General features: G+C 60.3%; 15 protein-coding genes and 1 pseudogene. 12 read left to right on the forward strand and 4 right to left on the reverse strand.

Annotation, left to right across the window (positions count from 1 at the left end; all coding sequences use genetic code 11):
• The first annotated feature begins 339 nt into the window (after nucleotides 1-339).
• The 3 genes from NCT04_RS00065 to NCT04_RS00075 all read left to right on the forward strand — a co-directional run bounded on the left by NCT04_RS00065 (nucleotide 340) and on the right by NCT04_RS00075 (nucleotide 2,404).
• Nucleotides 340-915 (forward strand): carboxymuconolactone decarboxylase family protein, encoded by a 576-nt coding sequence (locus NCT04_RS00065; protein ID WP_250462382.1) that lies wholly within the window; start codon nucleotides 340-342, stop codon nucleotides 913-915.
• A 35-nt stretch (nucleotides 916-950) separates the two neighbouring features.
• Nucleotides 951-1,622, forward strand: coding sequence for a peroxiredoxin-like family protein (locus NCT04_RS00070; protein ID WP_250462385.1), 672 nt, complete (start codon nucleotides 951-953; stop codon nucleotides 1,620-1,622).
• Between the two features lie 65 nt (nucleotides 1,623-1,687).
• Nucleotides 1,688-2,404, forward strand: coding sequence for an SDR family oxidoreductase (locus tag NCT04_RS00075; protein WP_250462388.1), 717 nt, complete (start codon nucleotides 1,688-1,690; stop codon nucleotides 2,402-2,404).
• Here the strand turns inward: NCT04_RS00075 and NCT04_RS00080 are convergent.
• Nucleotides 2,381-3,307: a LysR family transcriptional regulator gene (locus NCT04_RS00080; RefSeq protein WP_250462391.1), complete on the reverse strand. Its 927-nt coding sequence runs from the start codon at nucleotides 3,305-3,307 to the stop codon at nucleotides 2,381-2,383. The genes NCT04_RS00075 and NCT04_RS00080 overlap by 24 nt on opposite strands.
• 588 nt (nucleotides 3,308-3,895) lie before the next feature.
• Between NCT04_RS00080 and NCT04_RS00085 the strand changes: the two genes are divergently transcribed.
• Nucleotides 3,896-4,588: an SDR family NAD(P)-dependent oxidoreductase gene (locus NCT04_RS00085; protein WP_250462395.1), complete on the forward strand. Its 693-nt coding sequence runs from the start codon at nucleotides 3,896-3,898 to the stop codon at nucleotides 4,586-4,588.
• Nucleotides 4,589-5,118: 530 nt separating this feature from the next.
• Here the strand turns inward: NCT04_RS00085 and NCT04_RS00090 are convergent.
• Nucleotides 5,119-6,198: an alcohol dehydrogenase catalytic domain-containing protein gene (locus tag NCT04_RS00090; protein WP_250462398.1), complete on the reverse strand. Its 1,080-nt coding sequence runs from the start codon at nucleotides 6,196-6,198 to the stop codon at nucleotides 5,119-5,121.
• Between the two features lie 113 nt (nucleotides 6,199-6,311).
• On the opposite strand from NCT04_RS00090, the gene NCT04_RS00095 reads away from it, so the two are divergent.
• The gene (locus tag NCT04_RS00095; RefSeq protein WP_250462401.1) at nucleotides 6,312-7,085 is read left to right on the forward strand and encodes a helix-turn-helix transcriptional regulator; all 774 of its coding nucleotides are present in this window, start codon (nucleotides 6,312-6,314) and stop codon (nucleotides 7,083-7,085) included.
• Nucleotides 7,086-7,720: 635 nt separating this feature from the next.
• Here NCT04_RS00095 and NCT04_RS00100 read toward each other — a convergent pair.
• Nucleotides 7,721-8,113: a hypothetical protein gene (locus NCT04_RS00100; RefSeq protein ID WP_250462404.1), complete on the reverse strand. Its 393-nt coding sequence runs from the start codon at nucleotides 8,111-8,113 to the stop codon at nucleotides 7,721-7,723.
• A 394-nt stretch (nucleotides 8,114-8,507) separates the two neighbouring features.
• Nucleotides 8,508-9,136 (reverse strand): annotated as a pseudogene (gene istB / locus NCT04_RS00105) (IS21-like element helper ATPase IstB); the annotation flags it as partial.
• An 871-nt stretch (nucleotides 9,137-10,007) separates the two neighbouring features.
• Here istB and NCT04_RS00110 point away from each other — a divergent pair.
• The 7 genes from NCT04_RS00110 to NCT04_RS00140 are packed head-to-tail and all read left to right on the forward strand — an operon-like array spanning nucleotide 10,008 to nucleotide 22,904.
• A complete protein-coding gene (locus NCT04_RS00110; RefSeq protein ID WP_250462407.1) occupies nucleotides 10,008-10,562 on the forward strand; it encodes a BrxE family protein in 555 nt (184 codons plus the stop codon).
• A complete protein-coding gene (locus NCT04_RS00115; protein WP_250462410.1) occupies nucleotides 10,559-11,344 on the forward strand; it encodes a BrxA family protein in 786 nt (261 codons plus the stop codon). The genes NCT04_RS00110 and NCT04_RS00115 overlap by 4 nt, the downstream gene beginning before the upstream one ends.
• On the forward strand, nucleotides 11,341-11,916 hold the full coding sequence (locus NCT04_RS00120; protein WP_250462413.1) for a BREX protein BrxB domain-containing protein: 576 nt from the start codon (nucleotides 11,341-11,343) through the stop codon (nucleotides 11,914-11,916). The genes NCT04_RS00115 and NCT04_RS00120 overlap by 4 nt, the downstream gene beginning before the upstream one ends.
• A 12-nt stretch (nucleotides 11,917-11,928) precedes the next feature.
• Nucleotides 11,929-15,474 (forward strand): BREX system P-loop protein BrxC, encoded by a 3,546-nt coding sequence (brxC, locus tag NCT04_RS00125; protein WP_250462416.1) that lies wholly within the window; start codon nucleotides 11,929-11,931, stop codon nucleotides 15,472-15,474.
• Between the two features lie 8 nt (nucleotides 15,475-15,482).
• A complete protein-coding gene (locus NCT04_RS00130; RefSeq protein WP_250462419.1) occupies nucleotides 15,483-16,580 on the forward strand; it encodes a GTP pyrophosphokinase in 1,098 nt (365 codons plus the stop codon).
• Entirely contained in the window at nucleotides 16,573-20,352 is a 3,780-nt protein-coding gene (locus tag NCT04_RS00135; RefSeq protein ID WP_250462421.1) for an Eco57I restriction-modification methylase domain-containing protein, read from the forward strand. The genes NCT04_RS00130 and NCT04_RS00135 overlap by 8 nt, the downstream gene beginning before the upstream one ends.
• Nucleotides 20,352-22,904, forward strand: a complete 2,553-nt coding sequence (locus tag NCT04_RS00140) for a PglZ domain-containing protein (protein WP_250462423.1) — start codon at nucleotides 20,352-20,354, stop codon at nucleotides 22,902-22,904. Before NCT04_RS00135 ends, NCT04_RS00140 begins: the two co-directional genes overlap by 1 nt.
• The last annotated feature ends 1 nt before the right edge of the window (nucleotide 22,905 follow it).

A 22,905-nucleotide genomic window follows, 5' to 3' on the forward strand; every position in this document is an offset into this window, starting at 1 on the left:
GCGCGACCCTTTTGGGGCCCGCCAGCGCGTGCGATAGGCAATGGTCAAAGCGTGACGAATAGGGACACTCCCGCAAAGCGTTGCATCGACTGATTCCAGCTCGCACCACCCCGAGACGACCGTTCCTGGATCAACTGCTGATGCCTTCTACGTCGGCAGTGTATCGACACAAGGGTAATACATCAGATCGCCTGTGTCGGACTACACCGGGATCGCTGGCATTGGCCGATTTAGCTGGCCATTCCTCGAAAGAATAAGTTCTATCACCGCCGCCTGCCTTCTGGTAGTGCGATGGGTGCGCGATCATGTGCTCACCGTCGACTCACAAAGGACCTCACGATGAATACCTTCACCGCCTACACCATCGAATCCGCGCCGAATGACTCCAAATCCCAGCTTGAAGGCACGAAAGCCGCCTTCGGTTTCGTACCGAATCTTCAGTCCTTCATGGCGGAATCGCCAGAACTGCTCGCCGGCTATTCGACGCTCTGGGATCTGTTTTCCAAAAGCACGCTGACGCCGCATGAACAGCAGGTCATCTACCTGACCTCGAATTTTGAGAATGAGTGTCACTACTGCATGGCTGGCCACAGCACGCTTGCGAAGATGATCAAGATGGACCCGGCCGTGATCGACGCCTTGCGCGCTGGCACCGCGCTTCCCGATGCAAAGCTGGAAGCCCTGCATCGCTTCACGGCAATCGTGGTGCGTGAGCGAGGTTTTGCCACCGATGCCGAGGTCGACGCATTTCTCGCGGCCGGCTATACGCGCCGCAATGTGTTTGAAGTGATTCTCGGCGTCGCGACCAAAGTGATGAGCAACTACACGAATCACATCGTGCATACGCCTTACGACGCCTTTATGAAGGGCAACGAGTGGACGAAGCCGCAGACGGCTGCCGCAATTGACGCCTGAGCCACAGCTCGCGAAAACCTTTTTGGAGAAGCACGATGTCATTGCAAAACAAGCTCGACGCGTTCAAGGCAGACTTCAAAGGCGGCAAGCCGCCGTTTAATGCACCGCCCGCAATTCACCCGATTATGGAGCGCGCCACCGCCGCGCTGATCGCAAGTGGTCAGGCAGCGCGGGCGATCAAGGCGGGCGACCGTGCGCCTAGCTTCGTTCTCGAAGACCAAGACGGCAATGAGGTGTTGTCGGCCGACCTGCTTCGTCGGGGACCGCTTGTCATCACGTTTTACCGTGGGGTGTGGTGTCCGTATTGCAACATTGAGCTGCAAGCGATCAACGAGGTGCTGTCGCAAATCGAGGGTTACGGCGCGAGCGTCGTCGCCATCTCACCGCAGACAGCGGTCAACAGCCGTAAATCGGTACGCGATAACAAGCTTGGCTTTCCGGTGTTGAGCGATACGAAAGGCGAGGTTGGCGCAGCGTTCGGCCTGCGCTTTGCGCTGCCCGACTACTTGGTCGATCTTTACAAGGACCTGAAAAACGATCTGCCTATGTTCAACGCTGACCCGTCATGGACGTTGCCGATGCCGGCGCGCTACGTAATTGGCCACGATGGCATCGTGTTGTATTCGGAGGTTAATCCTGACTACACGCATCGGCCCGAACCGGCCGATATGTTTCCAGTACTCGAGCGTGCAAATCGGAAGGTGTGATTGAGCGCAGTCTACGTCGCCTATGGGTGTTTTTCAGGGCACTTTTCTCATATACATTCACGATCATGACAAAGCGCACTTTCCTTGTGACGGGCGCCACCAAAGGCATCGGCCTCGCGCTCAGCGCGCGGCTGGCCGCGGAAGGGCATCATGTGATCGGCATCGCGCGGTCACAAGCGGCATTTCCTGGCGAACTCGTCACGCTGGACCTCGGCGATCGTGTTAGTACCGATTTAGCACTACGCGAACTGGCGACACGCCATCGCGTCGACGGAGTCGTTAATAACGTCGGTCTCGTGCGTCCACAACGCCTTGGCGAAATTGATCTCGAGGCGCTCAATGAGGTCTTCGCTGTGAATTTTCATCCGGCGATCCAGACCGCACAGGCGTTCGTGCCCGGCATGCGCGAGCGTGGTTGGGGGCGCGTCGTCAATATCTCCAGCCTCACCAGTTTGGGCATGACGCAGCGCACAGCCTATGCCGCAGCTAAAACCGCTCTCGTGAGCTTTGCCCGCACATGGGCATTGGAACTTGCGACGACAGGCGTGACCGTAAATTCGGTCGCACCCGGTCCCACCGAAACCGAATTGTTCCGCGCCAACAATCCACCCGGAAGTGAGGGCGAGCAGCGTTATCTGTCGAGCGTGCCAATGGGACGCTTCGGTAAGCCTGAAGAGATTGCTGCGGCGATTGCGTTCCTGCTTTCCGATGAAGCGGGCTTCGTCACCGGGCAGACACTCTTTGTCGACGGCGGTGCTTCAATCGGCAGGGCCAGTATTTGAGGCCGCCTGAGCGTCTTTCAGGGGAAAGAGGCCCTCAACGAAAGCGATGAAGGCGCGTGCCTTCGTCGTCGCCATTCGACCGGACGGAGAGACGGCCCACACGTCGACGTCAGGCAGCGTCCAATCTAGTAGGACAGCCTTCACAGAGCCGTCCGCGAGCTCCGGCGCGAACATCCACTCTGACGCGACAGCCAGTCCCAAATGCGCGAGCACTGCGGCGCGCATCCCTTCGGCGGCGCTAGCTCGCAAGCGGCCTGACACCGTGACGGCGGCTTCGGTGCCATCCGCGTGTCTAAACGCCCAAGAATCGCCACCGCCGTGCATTGAGTGAACAACCGCTTCATGCTGAGTGAGTTCGGCGGGCGTACGTGGCACGCCCTGTCGCTCGAAGTACTCCTTGGTGCCAAGCACAAGTCGTCTTCCGCTCACGACACGACGCGCGATCATGCCGGAATCTTCGAGCCGACCCATACGTAACGCGACGTCGATGCCTTCTTCGAGCAGATCGATCGGCCGGTCGTCCATCACGATTTCTACGCTGAGTTTCGGGTGTCGGTCGAGAAACGTGCCAAGCGAGGGAATTATGTGCAACCTTGCGAAGGTCACGGCAACGCCCACTCGCAGTCTGCCTGCCAGTCCTTCCGATTCTTCGCGCACAGAATGCTCCGCCCGATCAGCTTCTTCGATGGCTAGGCATGCATGCTCATAAAACCGCTGCCCCGCGTCCGTTGGTGTCAGACCGCGAGTCGAGCGCAACAAGAGCCGCGCGTTCAGATGCTCCTCCAGCTGCGCAATCGATTTAGAAACGGCGGGTTGTCCAATCTGAAGTCGCCGCGCCGCAGCGGAGAACGAGCCTGCCTCCACGACAGCGACGAACGTTTCCATTGCGGCTAAGCGATCCATGCGGGCGGGTCTCAGGGATGGGAGAAAGAAGGAGGCGCAGCGCCGCGCAACCGGAAGGATATCGCGCTCCATGCAGACGACTTCACAACTATAACGCGGCGTGTTCGCGTAAGCGCTGCCCGGCTGCAGCGTACTACTCCAGTTTGTGCGCCTGCTCCGCAATCGCCTCGTTAGCCTTCCGTCCCAGTCCGTACTTGCGCGCAAAGACCTATATCGGTACGAAGAGACCTGCGACGTGACGGGTGCGGTTGTGATGCCAGATCTCGTAAGATGCCCATCTGCACGGAGCGCTCGCCTGCAATGAAAGAAACACCGTGAACGTCGTCAGCGGCGAGCACCCCGTCCCCGTTGCACTGAAAGCGAACGTTAAGGTGCTGGTGCTTTACGGATGGCGAGCTTAAGGTTACGCACCGTGGCGAGCAGCCAAGTCATTACTCGACGACATATGTCTTATGCCACTCGGGTGACTACATTCAGTGCCGAGGATCCAGCAGAATTTGGCTAAGCCACAACCAACGGACGAGAACCTTTGCTTAGTCCGCGACATGGCTATCTCAACGCCGCTTTTTCGTTAAGGGAGAAATCCATATGACACGCTCTAACAAAGTATTAATCATTGGGGCATCGCGCGGCCTAGGCATGGCGCTCGCCCAAGAATGGCTTTCGCGCGGCTGGGAAGTAGTCGCTACGGTTCGTAGTGCCAATACGCCGCTGCACCGCCTTGAGCAGGTATTCGGGAACAGGTTATGCATCGAGCAGATGGACGTCGCCGAGCCTTATGACACTGACTCCCTTGCGCGCCGTCTTGCTCATCACGATTTCGACGTTCTCTATGTCAACGCAGGTATCGCTTTAGGTTCAGCGGATCGAGCGGACGAAGTATCAACCGAAGACTTCACCCGTTTGATGGTCACAAACGCCCTGAGCCCGATCCGCATAGTTGAGCGGCTACGCGAGAAGGTAAAAGAGCAAGGAACGATCGCAATCATGTCATCGAGCCTTGGTAGCGTAGCACTGAACGAAAGCGGTGGGTGGGAAGTGTATCGCGCCAGCAAGGCGGCACTGAATATGCTGATGCGCTCATTTGCTGCGCGCCACGCAAGCGCTTCATGGGGTCTCGCGCTCATCGATCCGGGATGGGTTCGGACGGAGATGGGCGGGGCTAATGCGACGCTGAGTGTCGAGGAAAGCATTCCTGGAATAGTGAATCAGATAGCTGCATCGTCGGGCAGGCCAGGTCTTCGTTATTACAACTACCGCGGCGAGACGCTTCCCTGGTAGGTCGCTTATCAAGTCGCCGTCGGTCGGGTCTCGGACCCTGAGCAGCCAGTCGAGTTTCCCAAAACGGCCGTTCCATCAGTCTTCGCAGGGCCAATTGTCGACAGCTGCCCCTCCAATTCCGCTCTGCATTAGATCCTGCTTTATGGCGCGAGAAAAAGGGTGTCAGCTCTGCCGACTAAACTCAGCTTTGGATGTGTACAGTGTCGGCTTCTGGGGTAGGCGGTCAATTATGAGCGCTCGAACAGCAAGCAATGATGAACTGCGAATCAGCTCGCGCGCGCTTGTCGCGCTCGACCCATAATTACCCGAACCGATCTTTCAATTCTCTCTATCAAACGCACCTGTTAGCAGCACCTGAATGACTGCATGCCCTGACATCCCGAATATAAAGAGGGGCTGTCATATCACGGTCAAAGATCTGCGTGACAGGTCTTGTGAACCCTATATCGTTCAGGCGCGATCGGGCGTGGCGTTGGTTAAATGACCCGGCGCACTGACTCGGCCTGACCGAAGCGCGGGGGAAACCGCGTTCATGGATGGACCACCGTCATCTTGAATGGGCCGCCATTCGCCGCAGCATGACTGATGGCTTCGTTCACGTCCTGAAGTTTGAAGGATGTCACATCAAAGTGTCCGAGGTCGAGCAGACTGCCACGAATCAGGCCGGTCATTAGCGTGACCGCTTCCGGTGGATACATCCATTTGCCCCGCACGGTAATGTCGTTGCGCATGATCCACGGATAAGGCAAATCGAGACCGTCGCCGCCGAGCATGCCGACACCGCCCATTAGCACAACACGTCCGTACGGCCGCACGGCCATCACCGCCGCGCGCACCGTTCTAGTGGTCGCAGATGGCGGCAGCAGATCGATCACACAGTCAATGGGTGCTCCGGCAGCCGCACGCATGCGTTCCCGATCTTCGTCCTCGTCGCCTGTAAGCTTCACGGTACGGATGCGTTCGCCGAAGCGCCTTTGCAGATCCGCAAGCACGCGTTCATTGCGGCCCGGCGCGACCACGCGGCGCACACCCATCGAGAGGGCGACGGCGACGCATGCGCTGCCGAAGTTGCCGGTCGCGCCGCTCACAAGCAATGTTTCGCCAGCCTGCAGATTCGACGCAAGCAGCCCGCCGTAAGGAACCAGCATGGTATTGAGCGCGCACCATTTCGCGGCATCAGCGGGATCGATCTCGCCAATGCGAATGGCGTTTTCGGTTGGCACGCGCATTTGCGAGGCGAATGGGCCGTCGTGGAAATGGCGCGCGAGTCGCAGGCCGCCGTCGCCGCGCGCACTCCAGCCCTGCAATGTAATGTCGGGCGTCAGCGCGTCATCGCGTGACCGCACGGTTGGGTCGCAGAAAACCCAGTCGCCCTTTTTCAGGCGTGTGGCGTCGGGGCCGAACGCACGCACGCGACCGATTGCCCCGCAGCCAGGCACGATCGGCAAATCGATCAGGTAGCGGCGCTCGCCGCTAAACACTTCCTGCGCATACGACAGCACTGGCGCGGCAGCGACGTCGACAATCACTTCGCCGGTTCCCAATACAGGATCCGCTACGTCTTCAATCGCAAGCGGCTTGCCAAGCGTCTTCAAGATCGCTGCTTTCATCTGTGTTCCTCTTTGGTGGTGATTGGACGAGGTCATTCTGGCAGGCGTAGCATTGGTAACAAGGCCTGGGACTATCCTGGGATTCCGGCGTACCTCCTTAAGGATGGACGGTCATGACAACTGCAAGCCGGAGTGAATTTGGCGACTTCCTACGCTCACGGCGCGAGAAGCTAAGCCCTGAATCAGTGGGAATCAACAACGGACGGCGGCGTCGCACGCCCGGATTGCGTCGCGAGGAGGTTGCCGAACTCGCGGGCATCGGCGTGGACTGGTATGTGCGTCTTGAACAGGGCCGCACGGTGAGTCCGTCCGATACCACCCTCAAAGCGTTGGCTCGCGCGCTGCAGCTAGGCAAAGTCGAGGCGGCGCATTTGCGCGCTCTGGCACGCAGCGGCGAACGGCAAACCTTCATTCGTGAAAGCGTGCCGGGACCAATCGTGAATTTGATTGCGACTCTCGAGCTTCCCGCCTATATCACGGGCAGGCGTTGGGATCTGTTGGCTTGGAATGCAGCGGCGGCCGATCTACTCGGCTTCGAGCGCCTTGCCGAAGCGGACCGCAACATTCTGGTGTTCATGTTCATCGAACCGGATTCGCGACGGCTTTTCGGCGCGGCCTGGACTAAAGAGGCGCGTCGCATGATTGCGTTGTTTCGCGCAACGCATGATCTTTATGCCGACGATCCGGCCTTTGTCGAACTGGTCGAACGACTACGTGCGCACAGCGCCGAGTTTGCGAAATGGTGGATTGCGCACGATATTCGTGCCGGCGCGTCCGGGCAAAAGATGTTGATCCATCGGGAGCGCGGCCCGCAACACTATGATTACGCCACCTTTCAGGCGAACGACGACCCCGCGTTAAAGCTCGCGATTTACACACCGGCGTGAACTAGAATCCCCACGCGCCGCCCCGCCAGCATGACCAGGCAAGTCAGAGCCTTTGAGCGGATAGGCTCGATCCACAGGCAACGATGGAACGGGGTAATCAACTTGCACGGGTTTTTTGCAGGCCGCTTATTGACGATTCGTGGCCGGACGCTGGGCGTCCGTTCTTGGCCCGTCTGCAGAAGTCCTAGGGACGCGCCGGCCGCCGCGTGTGGAGCTCTTGGCACACTGCAGCATAAGGTCCGCGTTAGACGCCTAAAGGACCATCCTGCGCGATTGCGCTCCTGCTTGCTGCCTGGAATTACCGTCTTCGATGGGGCGGGGGAATACAAGAATCTCAAACGAACCGCCCCTGGACCGACCGTTCCGTCGAATTTCTGCAGCCGCGAAATCGAAAGTGGGTCGCCGCTTACGTCCCCATGGCGTCTCTTTAGCTTTAACATTTTTAACAAACTTTAACATCACTTTAACATCGCTTTAACATCGGTGTGATTGGCTAGAAGCCCCGCCAATAAAGGAGAAGGGCGATTTTCTGAGGATGTTAAAGGCTTTAACATTTTTTGTGAAAGGGGAATTTTTTCTGCGCGTGAGAGGACGGTCTGTGTCCGCGTCAAAAGGCATCCGGATCTCAGGTACCCCTACCAGCGACGCATCACCAGCGGTGACAGAGCAGCATCTCGACGCCCGCCCCCCAGCTCACCGAGGCGCAGTCCTTGCAGCGGCTTGAACACTCGATTTTGAAGCGCGATAGAAAGGACGGCGGAAACGGTCAGACTGCCGCCAACGCACAACATCGCGACGAATAGCGCGCTCCCGAGGGTTACCGGATCTGGTGAAGGCCCTGCGACACCGAAGACTACGCCGCCGATGACAGCGACGCCCAGTGCTGCGCTGATTTGCAACGCCGAATTAGTGATGCCCGAGATCGTGTCCGGCATGCTGTCATCGAAAAGGCCGTAACCGACGCGATGGGGATCTGGGATGACGCTGTGGACCAGCCGACGGCCAAGAAGGTCGCCAAGACCCAGCACGCATCGTCATTGCCTAAGGGCAACTGAGCCACGGACTTCAAGCCCCTGAAGCGGAAGAGCTCGGAATCAACCTGTCGACGAAGGAGAACGCGCAAGTGCGAGTGGCGCGGCGGGATGGAGCGCGTAGCACTGTGGAGGGTACTGGTGCGGATCATCGCCGCATTTCCGCAAGAGCAAGGATGGGCATTTAGACGATGCTGCCTACCCACTTCCCCGTGCGTGAATTCCGGCGCAAGCAACAGGCCGACAAAGAATAACGGAGCAAGAACTGGGGCGTAACGAATCCATGTCGATTGACTCATGAGTCCGTCCACTCACGGTGTCAACGGCACTCAGGATTTGATACAATTTCTGCCGGCATCGGCACTTCGATTTGATACACCGGGTTGTAGTGTTATTGCGGTGCCGACCGCACTCCGTTGGAGGCGTTCTCCTTTGTCGTAGTCGATCTCTTCATAACCAATCCGGCGCGTCGCTTGTCGCCTAGTCGATAGCTCTCGCCTTGGATTGCCACGACGTGAACGTGATGTAATAGCCGGTCGAGCATGGCAGCAGGGAGCGTTGCGTCATCGGCGAACGTCTGGTCCCACTGCCCGAACGAAAGGTTGCTGGTTACGATCAGACTGCCACGCTCGTATCGATTGGCGCTCACCTGGAAGAACAGGTTGGCCTGCTCAAGGCTCATCGGCAGGTATCCGATCTCATCGATGATCAACAGCCTGTACGGGTTGATGAATCGTTTTAGCGCGTCTCCCAGCTGATTCTGTCGATGTGCCGTGGTCAGTATCATCAGCAGGTCCGCTGCGGTGATGAAGCGCACCTTGATCCCTGCTTGCGTTGCTGCCTAACCAAGTGCCATTGCAATGTGCGTTTTGCCTGTGCCACTCGGACCGAGTAATACAACGTTCTCGTTTCGCTCCACGCCAGACTCGCCAGCTCCTGGACCTGAGATCTGGGCACACCGCTGGCCGCTGCGAAGTCGAAGCCCTCGAGGGTCTTGATCGTCGGGAAGCCTGCCAGGCGCGCATCCGTCGCGGAAGACACTGCTCTGGCTTTGCGGTTGAAACCACCGGTATGGCTGTGAATTTCGACCCTCCGGCACACTCGCTTTCGCTTTCCAAAACGGGTTTCATCATTCGGGTGGGTCTAGAGAAGGACAAGTGGGGGCGAGGAATTTTGATTGCTCGAATATGTGGCTATCGTGGGGCAGCTGAGCAGGTCGCCGGGTCCCCTCGCCACTGACCATGAGGAAACAAACGCTCGAAGCGGAATGTCGGCACGCTCTTTGGGTGTCGGATTGCTTGCGCGACACCGTCAAGCCAACGCCTGGAACTCGCCAAGCGAGGTGATCGCTAGCCAAGTGTGTAGCTAGCACGCGCGACGACGCACGCGATACTGATTTGGACTAGCAGACGTCAACGATGACAGTCGAGACCGCGAACCTCATTTTGGAGGAATTGCCTGATATTCGCGTAGAGCTGCACTCACTAGGCGGCGAAGTGAACGGATTCGCGGCGAACTAGACGGCGCAGCGCACGAGTTAAGGGCGTCCCAGAATCGTGTAGAAATCATGTCGCCGTGCTCGTCCGCGCTGATGTACGTCGACGGCGCTTCGATTGTTGGTTTGGAGTTTTTGTCCTAATATTCCGTAGCTTTTGTACCGCGTGTGCGGAATTCCGAAGATCGCAGGGGTGGTGCCCATATAGCAGACCGTCGGCTACATAGCATATTCGCAGCGAATGATCTACCGGCTACGGTGGCCGAAAAGTTTTGGCGTTTAAACGAGGCTAGTGCTTCAGTCGGCTGCTAGTTGCGACGATGTTTCACCAATATTAAGTAGCAAGAAGGTAATCATTTCGCCACAAAAGGCGGCAACTTATTACTACATGGCGCAATGATTGATTTCGAAAGACTTCTCCGCTTACGACTCGTCGTGGCGCGCTTTGGAGAGCTCGACAATGCGCGTTGGTGGAACACCAAGGGTCAACTCGGCAGACTGGGAACCGCAACGCTGCGGCGCGGATTCCCGCGCACCCACCGATTCGCGCAAGCGCGATCGGTTTTTGCTGTCGCTGCGCATCGATGCGACGAGGTTTTCAACCCGCCGGCCTGCATTACGCTTTGGAACCTGCCAGAACAGGTCGAGGAAGAGTTCGACGCGCGTTGGGAGCGCTGGTTGGACGATGCCGATCACTGGGACTCGTTCTTCGAGCGGATCGAAACCTTGGGCAGCACAGACCTTGTCGATCTGCTTCAAAGGTTCGAGCTCGTCAGTGAGCAAGATCTCGAAGCCTACGCGAGACTGCGCCGTTCTGCGGAGGGACGAGCCGTGCCGCTGCCCGGCATTTTCAGCTGCACAGATGCAGACCTCACGCTGCTCGCTCTCGGCTTCGCGCGTGGTGAGCCCGCCGCCCTCGCTGTTCCCTATGTGAGGGGAACGGACGCGTGAATTCGAGCTCGCGCGCGAACGTCGCCTCGTCGTTCATGGTCATCAAAGGCGCGATGATCGAAGAAACCTATGCTGTCTTCGCGACCTGGAATTTCCAAGAATCGAAGCGCCAGAACCTAGATCGTCTTCGCGCCGAAAACTTCATCGGTGCCCGTAGCGCTGCTTGGCTGCGCGACGTCGCGCACGTCCTGAATCGAAGATTCGACCCGGGAGGACGGGATAGGGCGCTGGTCATGTTGGCGAAGCAGGGACTTACCATCGAGAAATGGAAACCGCTGCTTCTGTGGCACATCACCCGCGACGAATTCCTTGTACGTGACTTCCTAGAAACGTGGCTGTTCAACGCTTACGAAGCTGGCGCATTCCGTGTCCGACCAGAGGAAGTTGGCTCGTATCTCTGCGACATTGACAAGCGCGGCGCTGTCACCGAGCACGCATGGTCCGATCAAACTACGAAGCGCGTTGCTGCTGGGCTGCTCAAGATGGCTGCGGACTTCGGACTCCTTCGCGGCGCAGTAAAGAAGGAGTTTGCGTCATACCACCTGCCAGAGCAAAGCTTCATGTATTTGCTCCATGCGATGCGCGACTTGAGGTTGAGCCCTGGCAAGCTCGTCAACTCGCCCGACTGGAGGCTCTTTTTGATGCGGCCGTCTGACGTTGAGCATGAGCTCCTGCGGCTGCATCAGTTCCGCAAGCTCGAATACCACGTGGCGGGCAGCATCGTGGAATTGGATTTACCGTGTGCAAGCTCCCACGAATATGCAGAGGGAATGATGGCATGAGCGACCTTGAAGCGCGCATCAAGCAGGATCTCGAGCCCGTGCTCGAGCTTCCCGATCCACGCGAACGCATCAGCGCTTATCACGACATGCCGTATGCGCTGTTTCGTTACATCCCCGAAGAGGAATTCGAGCTGCGCAAACACGTTACTCTGCTCGAGACGCGCCTCTCGCAGAGGGGCAAGCGCATCAAACGTATTTCACTCTCGGAGTGCCTGGCGGAGGCCATGCAGTCGCAGCGTCCGTTGGAAGAATGGTTTAACGCAGAACGGGACCAGGGCGTTGAGACTCTCGTCGAGACTATACATTCGGTCCTGTCTGAGTACACGCCGTTAGTTGACTTGGTCGCTGGGCGGATGCCGGAGAATCCCGATCCACTGCGCGACGTCGTATTCATCCTGCGCACCGGCTCGCTCTTCCCGATGTACCGGACCTTCTCGCTTCTCGAGCAGCTCAAGGGGCGCGTTCACGTTCCGACGGTTCTGTTCTACCCCGGTGACCTCGATGGCGCGGCAGGCCTACGATTCATGGGTGTGCTCGACGCGGAACACAACTACCGCCCGAAGATCTTCTGAAGACTACCGACGATGACGACGAACACGACCATCAAGACACTTTTCGCCAACGACATTCACCGTCGCATCGAAGAAGTCATTAAGGTCGATCAGACCGACGAAGAGATCATCCGCGACGAGATCGATGAGTACGTCGTGACGGACGCGATCCGCTCGCACTACACGGACATCTTCGAAGCCTACCGCGAGACACCGAACAAGCCGCACGAGGGCGTCGCCATCTGGGTTTCAGGCTTCTTCGGCTCCGGTAAGTCAAGCTTCGCGAAGATGCTAGGGCTTTCCATTGCAAACCGTACCGTCGCGTGCGAGTCCGCCGCCGAGCGCTTTGCCGAGCGCGCCGGCGACAAGAAACTCTCGGTTCTGCTGAGGGCCATCAACGAGAAGATCCCGACCCACACTGTCATCTTTGACGTCTCGACGGACCGCGGCATCCGCAGCGGCAACCAGACTCTGACGGAGATCATGTACGGGCTCTTCCTGCAGAGCTTGGGCTACGCGAAAGACCTCGACCTCTCGGAGCTCGAGATCGGGCTTGAGGAGAAGGAACAGCTCGCCCGCTTCGAGGAAGAGTACAAGCAGCTCTTCAAGAAAGACTGGTTCGCCGAGAAGGGCAAGGTCGCTTTCGCGCTCTCCGAGGCGAGCCGCGTACTCCACAGCCTCGAACCCGACACGTACCCAATGGCCGACTCGTGGGTGAAGGCCGTCAAGAACAAGGCCGACATCACGCCGGGCAAGCTGGCCGAGCGCGCGGGCGAGCTGATGAAGCGTCGGAAGCCGGGGCTGTCGCTGATGTTCGTAGTCGACGAGGTTGGGCAGTTCGTCGCGCGAGACGTCCAGAAGATGCTCGACCTGCAGGCCATCGTGCAGAGCTTAGGCGTGAAGGGCCGAGGCAAGCATTGGATCGTCGTCACCTCTCAGGAGAAGCTCGGCGAGCTCGTCAGCGGCCTCGATGACAAGAAGATCGAGCTGGCCCGCTTGATGGATCGGTTCCCGCAGCAGGTTCACCTCGAGTCGTCGGATATTTCCGAGGTCACGAGCCGGCGTGTGCTTTCGAAGAACGCTGCTGCGCAGACTGCGCTGGGGAAACTCTTCGACGAGCACCGCGGCCGGCTGACCGAGCACACCCGACTCACTGCCGACATCAAGCTCCCGGAGCTGTCGCGGGAGACGTTCATCGACCTGTACCCGGTGCTACCGTACCAGATCGACCTCATTATCCAGGTCGTCTCGGGCCTGCGCACGCAGGGCGGTGCGAGCAAGCACGTCGGCGGCGCGAATCGCACCATCATCAAGCTCGCGCAGCAGCTCCTCATCAACCCGGCCGTGAACCTCGCCGATGGTCAGCTCGGCGACCTCGTGCGTCTCGACCATGTCTACGACCTCGTCGAGGGGAACATCGGCTCCGAGGTCCGCGCCAAGATCGCAGCCATCTTGAAGGAGCTGAATCACCCGCTCGCACAACCCGTCGCGAAGGTGATTTGCCTGCTCCAGTACGTGAAGAGCGTGCACCGCAGCGCCGAGAACATTGCGGCCGCGCTCCAGCCGAGCGTCGGGGGGGACTCGCAGCTAGCTTCGGTGAAAGAGGCGCTGCGAGAGCTCGAGGCGGCGCACAAAGTTCGCCACGGCGACGACGGCTACCGCATCCCGACGCCTGCCGAAGACGACTGGGAGCGATTGCGCAACGGCATCAGCCCGAAGCCAGGCGATTCGCACCGCCTTTACTCTGAGGTGCTGTCATCATTCTGGCAGCCGCAGCCGTCGCACATACTGTTCGACACCAAGACCTTTAAAGCGGGATTGGCCATCCACGGCCGCGAGGTCACGAGCGGCGACATGATGGTCCAAGTGCATCTCGCCGAGGACGGAAAGGACTTCGATGCACTCGCCGCCGAGCTGCGCACGCGCAGCCAGCAGGAGCGTAAGCACGTCTTCTGGGCCATCGCGCTGACCGACGCCATTGACCGCGAGATCGTCGAGCTGTTCCGTTCCAAGGAGATGCTCGTGCGCAAGGAGCGCGAGACCAAGGGCGACGACACGCCCGCGCTCATCGCCGAGGAGCGCGTTCGTCTGCGCCGCCACAGTGACGAGCTTCGTCGGCTTCTGCGGGCCGCATGCCTCTCGGGTCGCATCTACTTCCGCGGCAACGACCGGAGCCCCAGCGATCGAGCCGTCGATGTAGGCAAGGCCGCGGCCGATGTGCTCGGCCAGGTACTACCCGAGGTCTTCGATCGCTTCACGGAAGCCGCCGCCAAGGCGGCGGACGTGAAGAAGGGCACTGACGCTCTGTTCACCGCCGAGAACCTCCAGGGGCTTCCAAGCGTATTCGGCAGCATTCGCCTCCTGCGTGACGAGAAGGGCAAAACCGTCTTCCGTACTGAAAGCGGCCCGCTTAAGGAAGTGCTCGACCGCATCGAGGAGCGCTCCAACTACGGCGACACGGCGAGCGGGCGCTACCTCACCGACGAACTCGCCAAAGAGCCATTCGGATGGGACTTCGAGGTTGTGCGCTTGCTGGTGCTCTCGCTGCTCCGCGCCGGGAAGATCGAAGCGACCAGCAAGGGCCAGACGCTCGATGCCGTGATCGGCGTCGAGTCGCGCGACACCTTCTCGAACAACAACCTGTTCCGCCAGGCGTCGTTCCGACCGAAGAAGGGCATCGAGTTCGAGGAGCTGGTGAAGGCCTCGGAGGCCTTCCGCGACACCTTCGGCAGCGAGGTGAAAGAGCTGAACGCGGGCGCGATCGTTGCCTTGCTTCGCAAGGAGGTTGCGCGCAACGAGGACACAGTCTCCGCAGCGCTCGCAACGCTGAATGCCCATCGCTTGCCTGGAGGGATGGTGCTGGACGATGCCATCGGACAGATGAAGGCCATCCTTCGGGGCTCGGAGGACAACGCCATCGCGACCTTCAATACGAGCCACCGCTCCATCAAGGACGCCATCAAGCGCGCTGTCGAGCTCGAGCAGGTGCTCTCAGAGCCGCGCTTCCACGATCTCGAGCGCGCTCGCAATGCTCAAAGCGTGCTTTGGAACTTCCTGAGCCAGGAATCCGACATTGCCGACGAGTTGCGCACGCGCGCGTCGTCGCTCGACGATCTCCTCGCGCGCGAGACATTCTTCAAGGAACTACCAGCGATCGAGCAGCAGACCAAGATGATTGAAAACGAGTACAACCTTCGCTTCAACGAGGCACTTGACGCGCGCGTTGCTGCCTATACCAAGGCCTTTGAAAAGCTCGTGAAGACTCCGGGCTGGACGGAGATTGACGAGGGGCAGCAGCGCCGCCTTGCCGAACTCTTTGAACGCGGGCAGAAGCCTGAGGCCGACCGCGTGCCTATTCCACAGCTTCGTGCCGACCTGGATGCCTGCGAGGGGCGCCTGCGCGCAGCTGTCGCGGAGCTTCGCCGCATCATTGATGGCGAACGTGTCGTCGCGGTGAGCGTCGGTAGCTATTTCGCGGAGGGAATCGAGACCGAAGAACAGCTCGAGGCTGCACTGGACGGCATTCGAGAGGAGTGCTCGCGCCTGATTGGCTCTGGCAAGAAAGTCATTGTCCAGTAGAGGCCAACATGACGATCCCTGACGACACCATTAAGAAGGCTGTTCAGCGCTACCACCGTGAGTACGACCGTTACCTCAAGCTCGCGGCGCGGGTTGCCGAGATCTGCCGTTCCGAAATCGTTGAAGGAAACGCCATCCGTGCCCAGGTTACGTCCCGGGCCAAAAGCCCAAAGAGCCTCGAAGCCAAGCTGCGCCGATTTGCAGCCAACGGCAAGAAGTCTATCCCGAACGTTGACGGCGTTTTCGCGCAGATTCGTGACCTCGCCGCGGTGCGAGTTGCAACCTACGAGCAGCGTCACGAAGAGCAGGTTGTGGAGCTGGTCTGCCGGCGGTTTGTCGATGCTGGCGACCTGCGGCCGACCCATGAACGCAAGGACAAGAACCGCGACGACCCGGGCAACTTCTATCGCGCGAGCCACATCGAGGTGTTCCTGCCCAAGGCCGACGGCGTCGGCACGTATGCCAATGTTATGGACGTGCCCTGTGAGGTGCAGGTGTGCAGCATGATGGCTCACGTCTGGAATGAGATTGAACACGATCTTGGGTACAAGCCAGCGGCTGGCACTCTTTCAGAGCAGGAGCGGAACTTCATGGTGATGCTCGGTCAATCCGTGCGCGTTGGCGACGGCACCATCTTAAGCCTGTTCGCGGAAACCGAACGACGGCAGCGGGAGCAAGGCGGTGCGTTTAGCGACGTATACGACTTCGTCGCGCGGCTGCGCGGCTGGTTTCCAGGCATCGAGTTCGCTCGTAATGCAGGGGCGCTTTTCGAATCGTTCCTTCCTATCCGGCTACTGAACCCCGACAGCATCTGGAAGCTGCTCGATCTACACGAGCCAATGACGGAGCCTGCTTACGCCGCGCTTGACGCGTTCGCGCAATGGCTGGACGCACAGGGGGCGACGCGGTTCAGACTTGACCGCAACTCGTCAGATTTGCTGCTGGTGCTCCTGCTGCCGAAGATCGGCAAGCACCTTCAGACTCCGCTCTCTGAGGCGCCGACAGAAGGCGTTGCGAGAGTGCGGTGGTTCGCCGAGCGGTTCATCGAGTTGTCTGCGGCGCGAGCGGTCGCCGAGTCAGCAGCGGGGGGCCTCCGACATGGATAAGGAGACACGCAACGCGATTGAACGCGCGACCCAGCGAGCGCGGAAGCTCCTCGAAGAGGACTTCGCGGCGCAGCTCGAGGGCGACTTTGACGTGCACCGTAATGGAGTGATGGCTGCGAAGGCTGGCGTCCATCTTTCTGCCCGCCACGCGTTCCAGCGCGAGCGCATCGTCGCAGCTATCAATCACAAGCGTGCCGCCGGCATGGGCACTGTGGACTCGGCGGCGGACTATCTTCGCGACGCCGCCTTCACCACGATCAATCGCTTTGTCGCACTCAAGATGCTGGAGGCACGCGAGTTAGTGCAGGAGTGCATAACCAAGGGCGAGCGGTCCGCTGGCTATCTGGAGTTCAGCGGCATGGCGCCGGGGCTGCTGCTCTTGCCCAACAGCGATGGCTACCGACTCTACATTGAGTCGCTCTTCGACGAGCTGTCGACCGAGGTGAAAGTACTCTTCGACCGCCGTGATCCGTCGAGCGTGCTCTGGCCGAAGCGCGCAACCTTCGAGCAGCTCATCGAGATGCTGAATGCCGCGGAGCTTGGCCGCGTTTGGGGCGAAGACGAGACCATCGGATGGGTCTATCAATTCTTTAACGGGCAGGACGAGCGTAAGAGGATGCGCGAGGAAAGCCCAGCGCCGCGCAACAGCCGCGAGCTGGCCGTCCGCAATCAATTCTTCACACCCCGTTACGTCGTGCAGTTCCTCACCGACAATACACTCGGGCGCATTTGGTACGAGATGCAGGGCGCAAAGACCGCGCTCGCCGATCGGTGCGACTACATGGTCCGCAAGCCTGGTGAAGAGATCGCACCGCGTGCGAAGAAGGACCCGCGCGACCTGCGCGTCCTTGACCCGGCGTGTGGTAGCGGGCACTTCCTGCTGTACGCCTTCGACCTTCTGCTCGCGATCTACGAGGAGGCGTATGCCGACTCCGAAAGCCCTAAGTGCGAAGCCACGTGCCGCACGCTGGCGGAGGACTATCCGAGCCTCGATGCGCTCCGAATGGCCCTTCCTAGCCTCATCCTCGAGCACAATCTTCACGGCGTGGACATCGACCCGCGCTGCGCGCAGATCGCTCAGCTCGCGCTCTGGATGCGCGCACAAAAGGCGTACCGCGATTTCGGCATAGGGCGCGCGGAGCGTGCGCAAATTCGGCGTTCCAACATCGTCGTGGCCGAACCGCTCGTGGCCGACGAGCAGATCGCCAAGGAGTTCGTCGCAAAGCTGGACGATGTCGAAGTCGAGCGGGTGTTCACCGCGCTTGTTGAGTCGCTGAACCTCGCGGGCGATTTAGGATTGCTGCTGCGCGTCGAACAGCTCGTTGGGTCGCAGGCGAAGCGCGGCCAAACCGGCGACCTCTTCGCGCCCCCCGAGGAGCGTATTCGGGCCGCTCTCGCTCGATTCGTGAACGACGAAGGCGAAGGTGCGAATCCGCAGCGACGGCTGTTTGCGGAAGATGCAGCACAGGGCATGGGGCTCTTGGGTGTGGCCGAGAAGAGGTTCGACGCGGTATTGATGAATCCGCCGTTCGGCGAGCCTACGGTGGTCGGCCTAGAGTACATCCAACGGGAGTTCCCTGAAGGCGTCAATGACATCTTCGCGGCATTCGTGCTTCGAATGTCCAAACTTGTCGCTAGTGGCGGTCGCATCGGGGCAATTACTTCACGTTCGTTCATTGTCGGTCGAGACCTCCGAAAGTTTCGCAAGGCGATCCTGGACGATCCGTCCTGCTCGTTAGAAATGGTCCTTGATCTTGGCCTTGGCGTTCTTGACGCGATGGTAGAAACCGCTGCCTACATACTCGGCGACGGCAGCAAGAATGTGGTCCGCTTCCAAGACCTAAGGGATACGCCGAAGGTTGCCGACTCGATCAGGCGGGCTCTCGGAGATAGTGCGTGGATGGAGCACGACCGGGAGTACTTTCGTAAGCTGCCACACTGCCAGTTCCTGTACCAGTTGTCGGAGAATGAAGCCGGAGCGCTGCTGTCGGACGCGCGAATCGAACCGAGCGTCGGAAGAGTCACCAAGGGACTCTCGACGGGCGACGATGAGCGCTTCGTTCGGCTTCGATGGGAGGTCCCCAGCGCAAGCGCCGGAAGCGACGATGGTTGGGAGCCCTTCTCGAAGGGCGGTGAGTATGGCTGGTTTAGTGCGGACACCCACCTACTCATTAATAGACGCGCAGATGGCGCTGAGCTCGCGGCACACGCCGAGCGCACCCATGGCAACGTTGCCCTGAGTCGTCAGTCGTCGACGTACTATGGCAAAGCGGCTGCAACTTGGTCGCGAAGGAGCCAAAAAGGATTTAGCGCCCGCCGCCTGCGTTCTGGCGTCTGCTTCTCAGATAAGAGCCCTGTGATCGTCCCAACTGGTTCGGCCGATCGGTGGGTCGCTGCGCTCCTTGCTGCATTGGCGAGCAACTCCTATCTGAACTTGATTTATGCGCAGTCGAAGTTTGGCTCATACGAAACCGGAAGCATCAAGACCCTTCCCGCTCCCGATTGCAACTTGGCTGATGCTGCAGTCGGGGTAATGGGCGCTCTCTTCCGCGGCATAGATGAAATCGATGCGAGGGACGAACTCTGTCAGCTCTTCGTCGCGCCTCCGAGCGACGCATGGGACGTGCGGGAGCGCATCTGCTCCGCGGTCTCCGGCCTTGAGAACCTTCTGCAACCTAGCCACGAATGCAGCCGAACGGTCGCCGGGCACACACTTGAGACACTGCGCGGTCGTATTGAGCAAGTCAGCAGTACCGCTTCGCGCCTCTCCTATTCGATGGGAACGGTCTTGGGGCGATGGAACGGTGATGCGTTGGCGTTGGTCGCGCTGCCTGGGCCCCTCGATGAACTCGGGAGGACCTCTCCAGCAGAGGTCGGACAGAGTGAATCGGACCGCCAATCTGACTCGGAATGGCTGACCGACGACGAGGGCGCGCGGTCGGATATCGTGGCAGCCGTACAAAAGTATCAGGAGCGCTTTTGGGCCTCGCGCGAGGAAAATGTTGACCAACTCCGTAGTGCCATCCGGAGGGAGTTCTTCGCCGCGCACACAGCGCACTACTCGAAGAGCGCTCGTAAGGCACCGGTCTACTGGCAGTTGGCGTCCTCCACGGCCAAGTACTCAGCATGGGCCTACTACCAGCGGCTTAGTCGCGATTCACTCTTTCGTCTTCAGAACGACCACGCGCTACCCAAGCTACGGCACGAAGAGCAGAAGCTCGAAGCGCTCCGCGCCGAGTTCGGGACGACACCCCCTACCGCGCAGCGCAAGGTGATTGCCATACAGGATGCATTCGTTGGCGAGCTTCGCAACTTCGTCGACGAGCTAGGGCGCGTGGCTCCTATCTGGAATCCAGATTTTGACGACGGAGTCGTCGTCAACTTTGCGCCACTCTGGCGGCTCGTTCCTCATCACAAGGCCTGGCAGAAGGAACTCAAGGCGACGTGGGACGCGCTCTGCGAAGGCACGTACGACTGGGCCCATCTCGCCATGCGTCTCTGGCCGGAGCGCGTGGTGCCGAAGTGCGCGGAGGACCGCAGCCTCGCCATTGCCCACGGTCTCGAGGACGTGTTCTGGGCCCAGGGAACTGACGCCAAGTGGACCGCGCGCAAGACGGCCACGCGCAGTGTGGAAGAACTCATCCGCGAACGGACTTCGGCCGCCGTGAAGTCCGCGTTGAGGAGCTTGCTCGAAGGGCCGGCCGCCTCGGGCAGCGCCGGGCGCGCTCGTGGCGGTCGCCGAAAGGCTGCAGCCGAGGGAGGAAACGTCTGATGCACCCGCTTCACGACTACGTGGCGAGGCAGCTCGCTGACAAGCTCAAGTTCCGCCGCGTCGTCGTCTGGTACGACGAGCGCGGCGAATTCCAGTCCTTTGTCGAGGAAGTACGCGGCCGTCCTCGCAGCGCGAACGATCCCGTTTCGGTTGACGTCGGGGGCACTGAGGCGAGCCTTGCGGAGTATGCAGGTTCGATGTTCGAGCTTCGCGCGGTGGTGGAGCCGCATGTGAGCTGCGACGTTCCAGGGGGCGTCATCATTTACCTGCCGAAGGTTGCCCGGGACCGCCGTGCCTCCGTCCTGATGGAGCTGGAAAAGGCCGGAACGACGTGGGAACCGCAGCTTAAGCAGCTGGCGAAGAACGTCCTCCTCCAGAAGTACACGCTCGGTGTCGTCGACGAGTTACTGTCCTTTGATCGACAGGTCTCCTACAAGGATCTCGCGCGTGCCGCGGCGGATGACTCTGCCGTAGAGCCACCTTCGATCTTGAAGAGCATTTTTTACGACACGGGCGGCAACGATGCGCTCCTAGCCACTTGGCTCGCAGACGACACGCGTGACGCGGAGATCGTCAGCAAGGAGGCAACGCGCGAGCTGACAAAGCTCGTGGAGGCGCGTCTCGGGCTCGAGCTGAAACCGGACGCGCCGCCCGCGAAATTGCGCGCCATTACGCTTCGCTATGTTCTCGCCGGGGAGTTCCGCCTCGACCTGTCGTGCGACGTGCCCGCTTCCCTCGACGGCGTCCCCAAGCCTTCATCAAAGGATGATGTATCTGCCGTGCGCGAGCTTGCACGGCGTCTTCGCAGGGACTTTCCCGATGCGTACCCGGCGCTCGCCAATCGCGTAGAAGAGGAGCTGGGTCTCCAGAATGCGACGCTGCCGCCCGGCAGCCTTGGAGCCATCGATACCTTTCGCTTCGAGGAGCGCGCCCTGCTTCGTCACGCGGGCGACCTCATCTCGAACAGCAGGTTCGGTGAGGCGCTGGGACTCGTTTCCGAGCGAGAGCAGAGCTTCTGGCTTGACCGTGACGTCTGTAGGAAGGCGCAGTGGGAAGCGACTCGGCGGATGGCCGAACTTGGGAACGCGGCGGTTGAAGTGCGAAACGCAGTCAACAAGACTTGCGGAGGCGCGGCAGCGTGGCTGGACGCCTACGTGTCGAAGGATGGCTGGTTCCGTCTCGATCAGGCACAGCGCCGTCTGGAAGCGTGGGTCGCGAACCTCGACGAGGAGCCCGAGGAGCGGCCGTTGGGCGTTGTCCGCCGTGCCTACGAGGACGCCTGTCACGCGATGGCTGAGGGCTTCACCAAAGCGCTCGTCAAATCTGGGTGGACCGTCCCCGGCGCACTCCACCAGACGCACATCTGGAGCGAAATCGTCGCCGACAGGCCCAAGCCCGTCGCCTACCTCCTCGTCGACGCCATGCGCTTCGAGATGGGCATCGAGCTCGCCGAGCGGCTGCCGAAGACCTCGGAGGTCTCCGTTCGCGCGGCCGTCGGCGCGCTTCCCAGCATCACGCCTATCGGCATGGCGGCGCTGCACCACGGCGCCTCTGCGAGTTTCTCAGTCACCGAGCAGGGCGGCAAGCTCGGTGCACGCATCGATGACAGCTTCCTGCCCGACCTCGCGAGCCGGAAGAAGCACGCCGCCGCGCGCGTGCCAAAGCTGGTCGACGTTGCGCTCGACGAACTCTTGAGCCTCCCGCTTTCAAAGCTCGCGAAGAAGTTTGAGGGTGCACAAGTCGTCCTCGTCCGCTCGCAGGAGATCGACCACGCGGGCGAGACGGGCTTCACGTTTCAGGCTCGGCAGGTGATGGACACGGTCATCGACAATCTTGCGCGCGCGATCCGCAAGCTTGCGGCTGCAGGCATCGAGCAGTCGGTGGTGAGCGCAGACCACGGTCATCTGTTCTTCGCCAATGACCGCGACGAGTCGATGCGCACCGACGCTCCCGGCGGTGACACCGTGGAGCTACATCGGCGCTGCTGGATCGGACGGGGCGGCACGACGCCGCCCGGCTGCGTCCGTGTGTCGGCATCGTCCCTCGGCTACGCCTCGGACCTCGAGCTCGTGTTCCCGGCGGCGTCGGGGGTATTGAAGGCGGGCGGTGACCTCGCGTTCCACCACGGCGGGCCGTCGCTCCAGGAGATGGTCATCCCGGTGCTGACCGTGCGCACTCAAACGCACGAATTGGCGCGACCCGCGGCGGCTCCAATTGAAGCAACGGGGCTCCCAGAGGCCGTGACAAACCGTATCTTTAGCGTTACGTTCACCTTCGGCGCCAAGCAGATGCTGCTTGGCGCGACGGGCATTCAAGTTCGGCCGCTATTGATGGCGGCCGGTAAACAGGTAGGGGCCGTCGGCATGGTGGTGGACGCCCAGTTTGATCGCAGCACCGGCACCTTAGAGCTCGAGCCCAACAAGCAGGTAACCGTCGCTTTCCTGTTGAGCGATGAAAGCGTAGCCTCTTTGCGCGTCGTGGTGCAGGACCCTGCAACCGACGCGGAGCTTTTCCGCTCCCCCACCGACATCCCGGTTCGACTTGGAGTTTAAG

The organism is Caballeronia sp. GAFFF2 (assembly GCF_023631485.1).
Classification (GTDB): domain Bacteria; phylum Pseudomonadota; class Gammaproteobacteria; order Burkholderiales; family Burkholderiaceae; genus Caballeronia.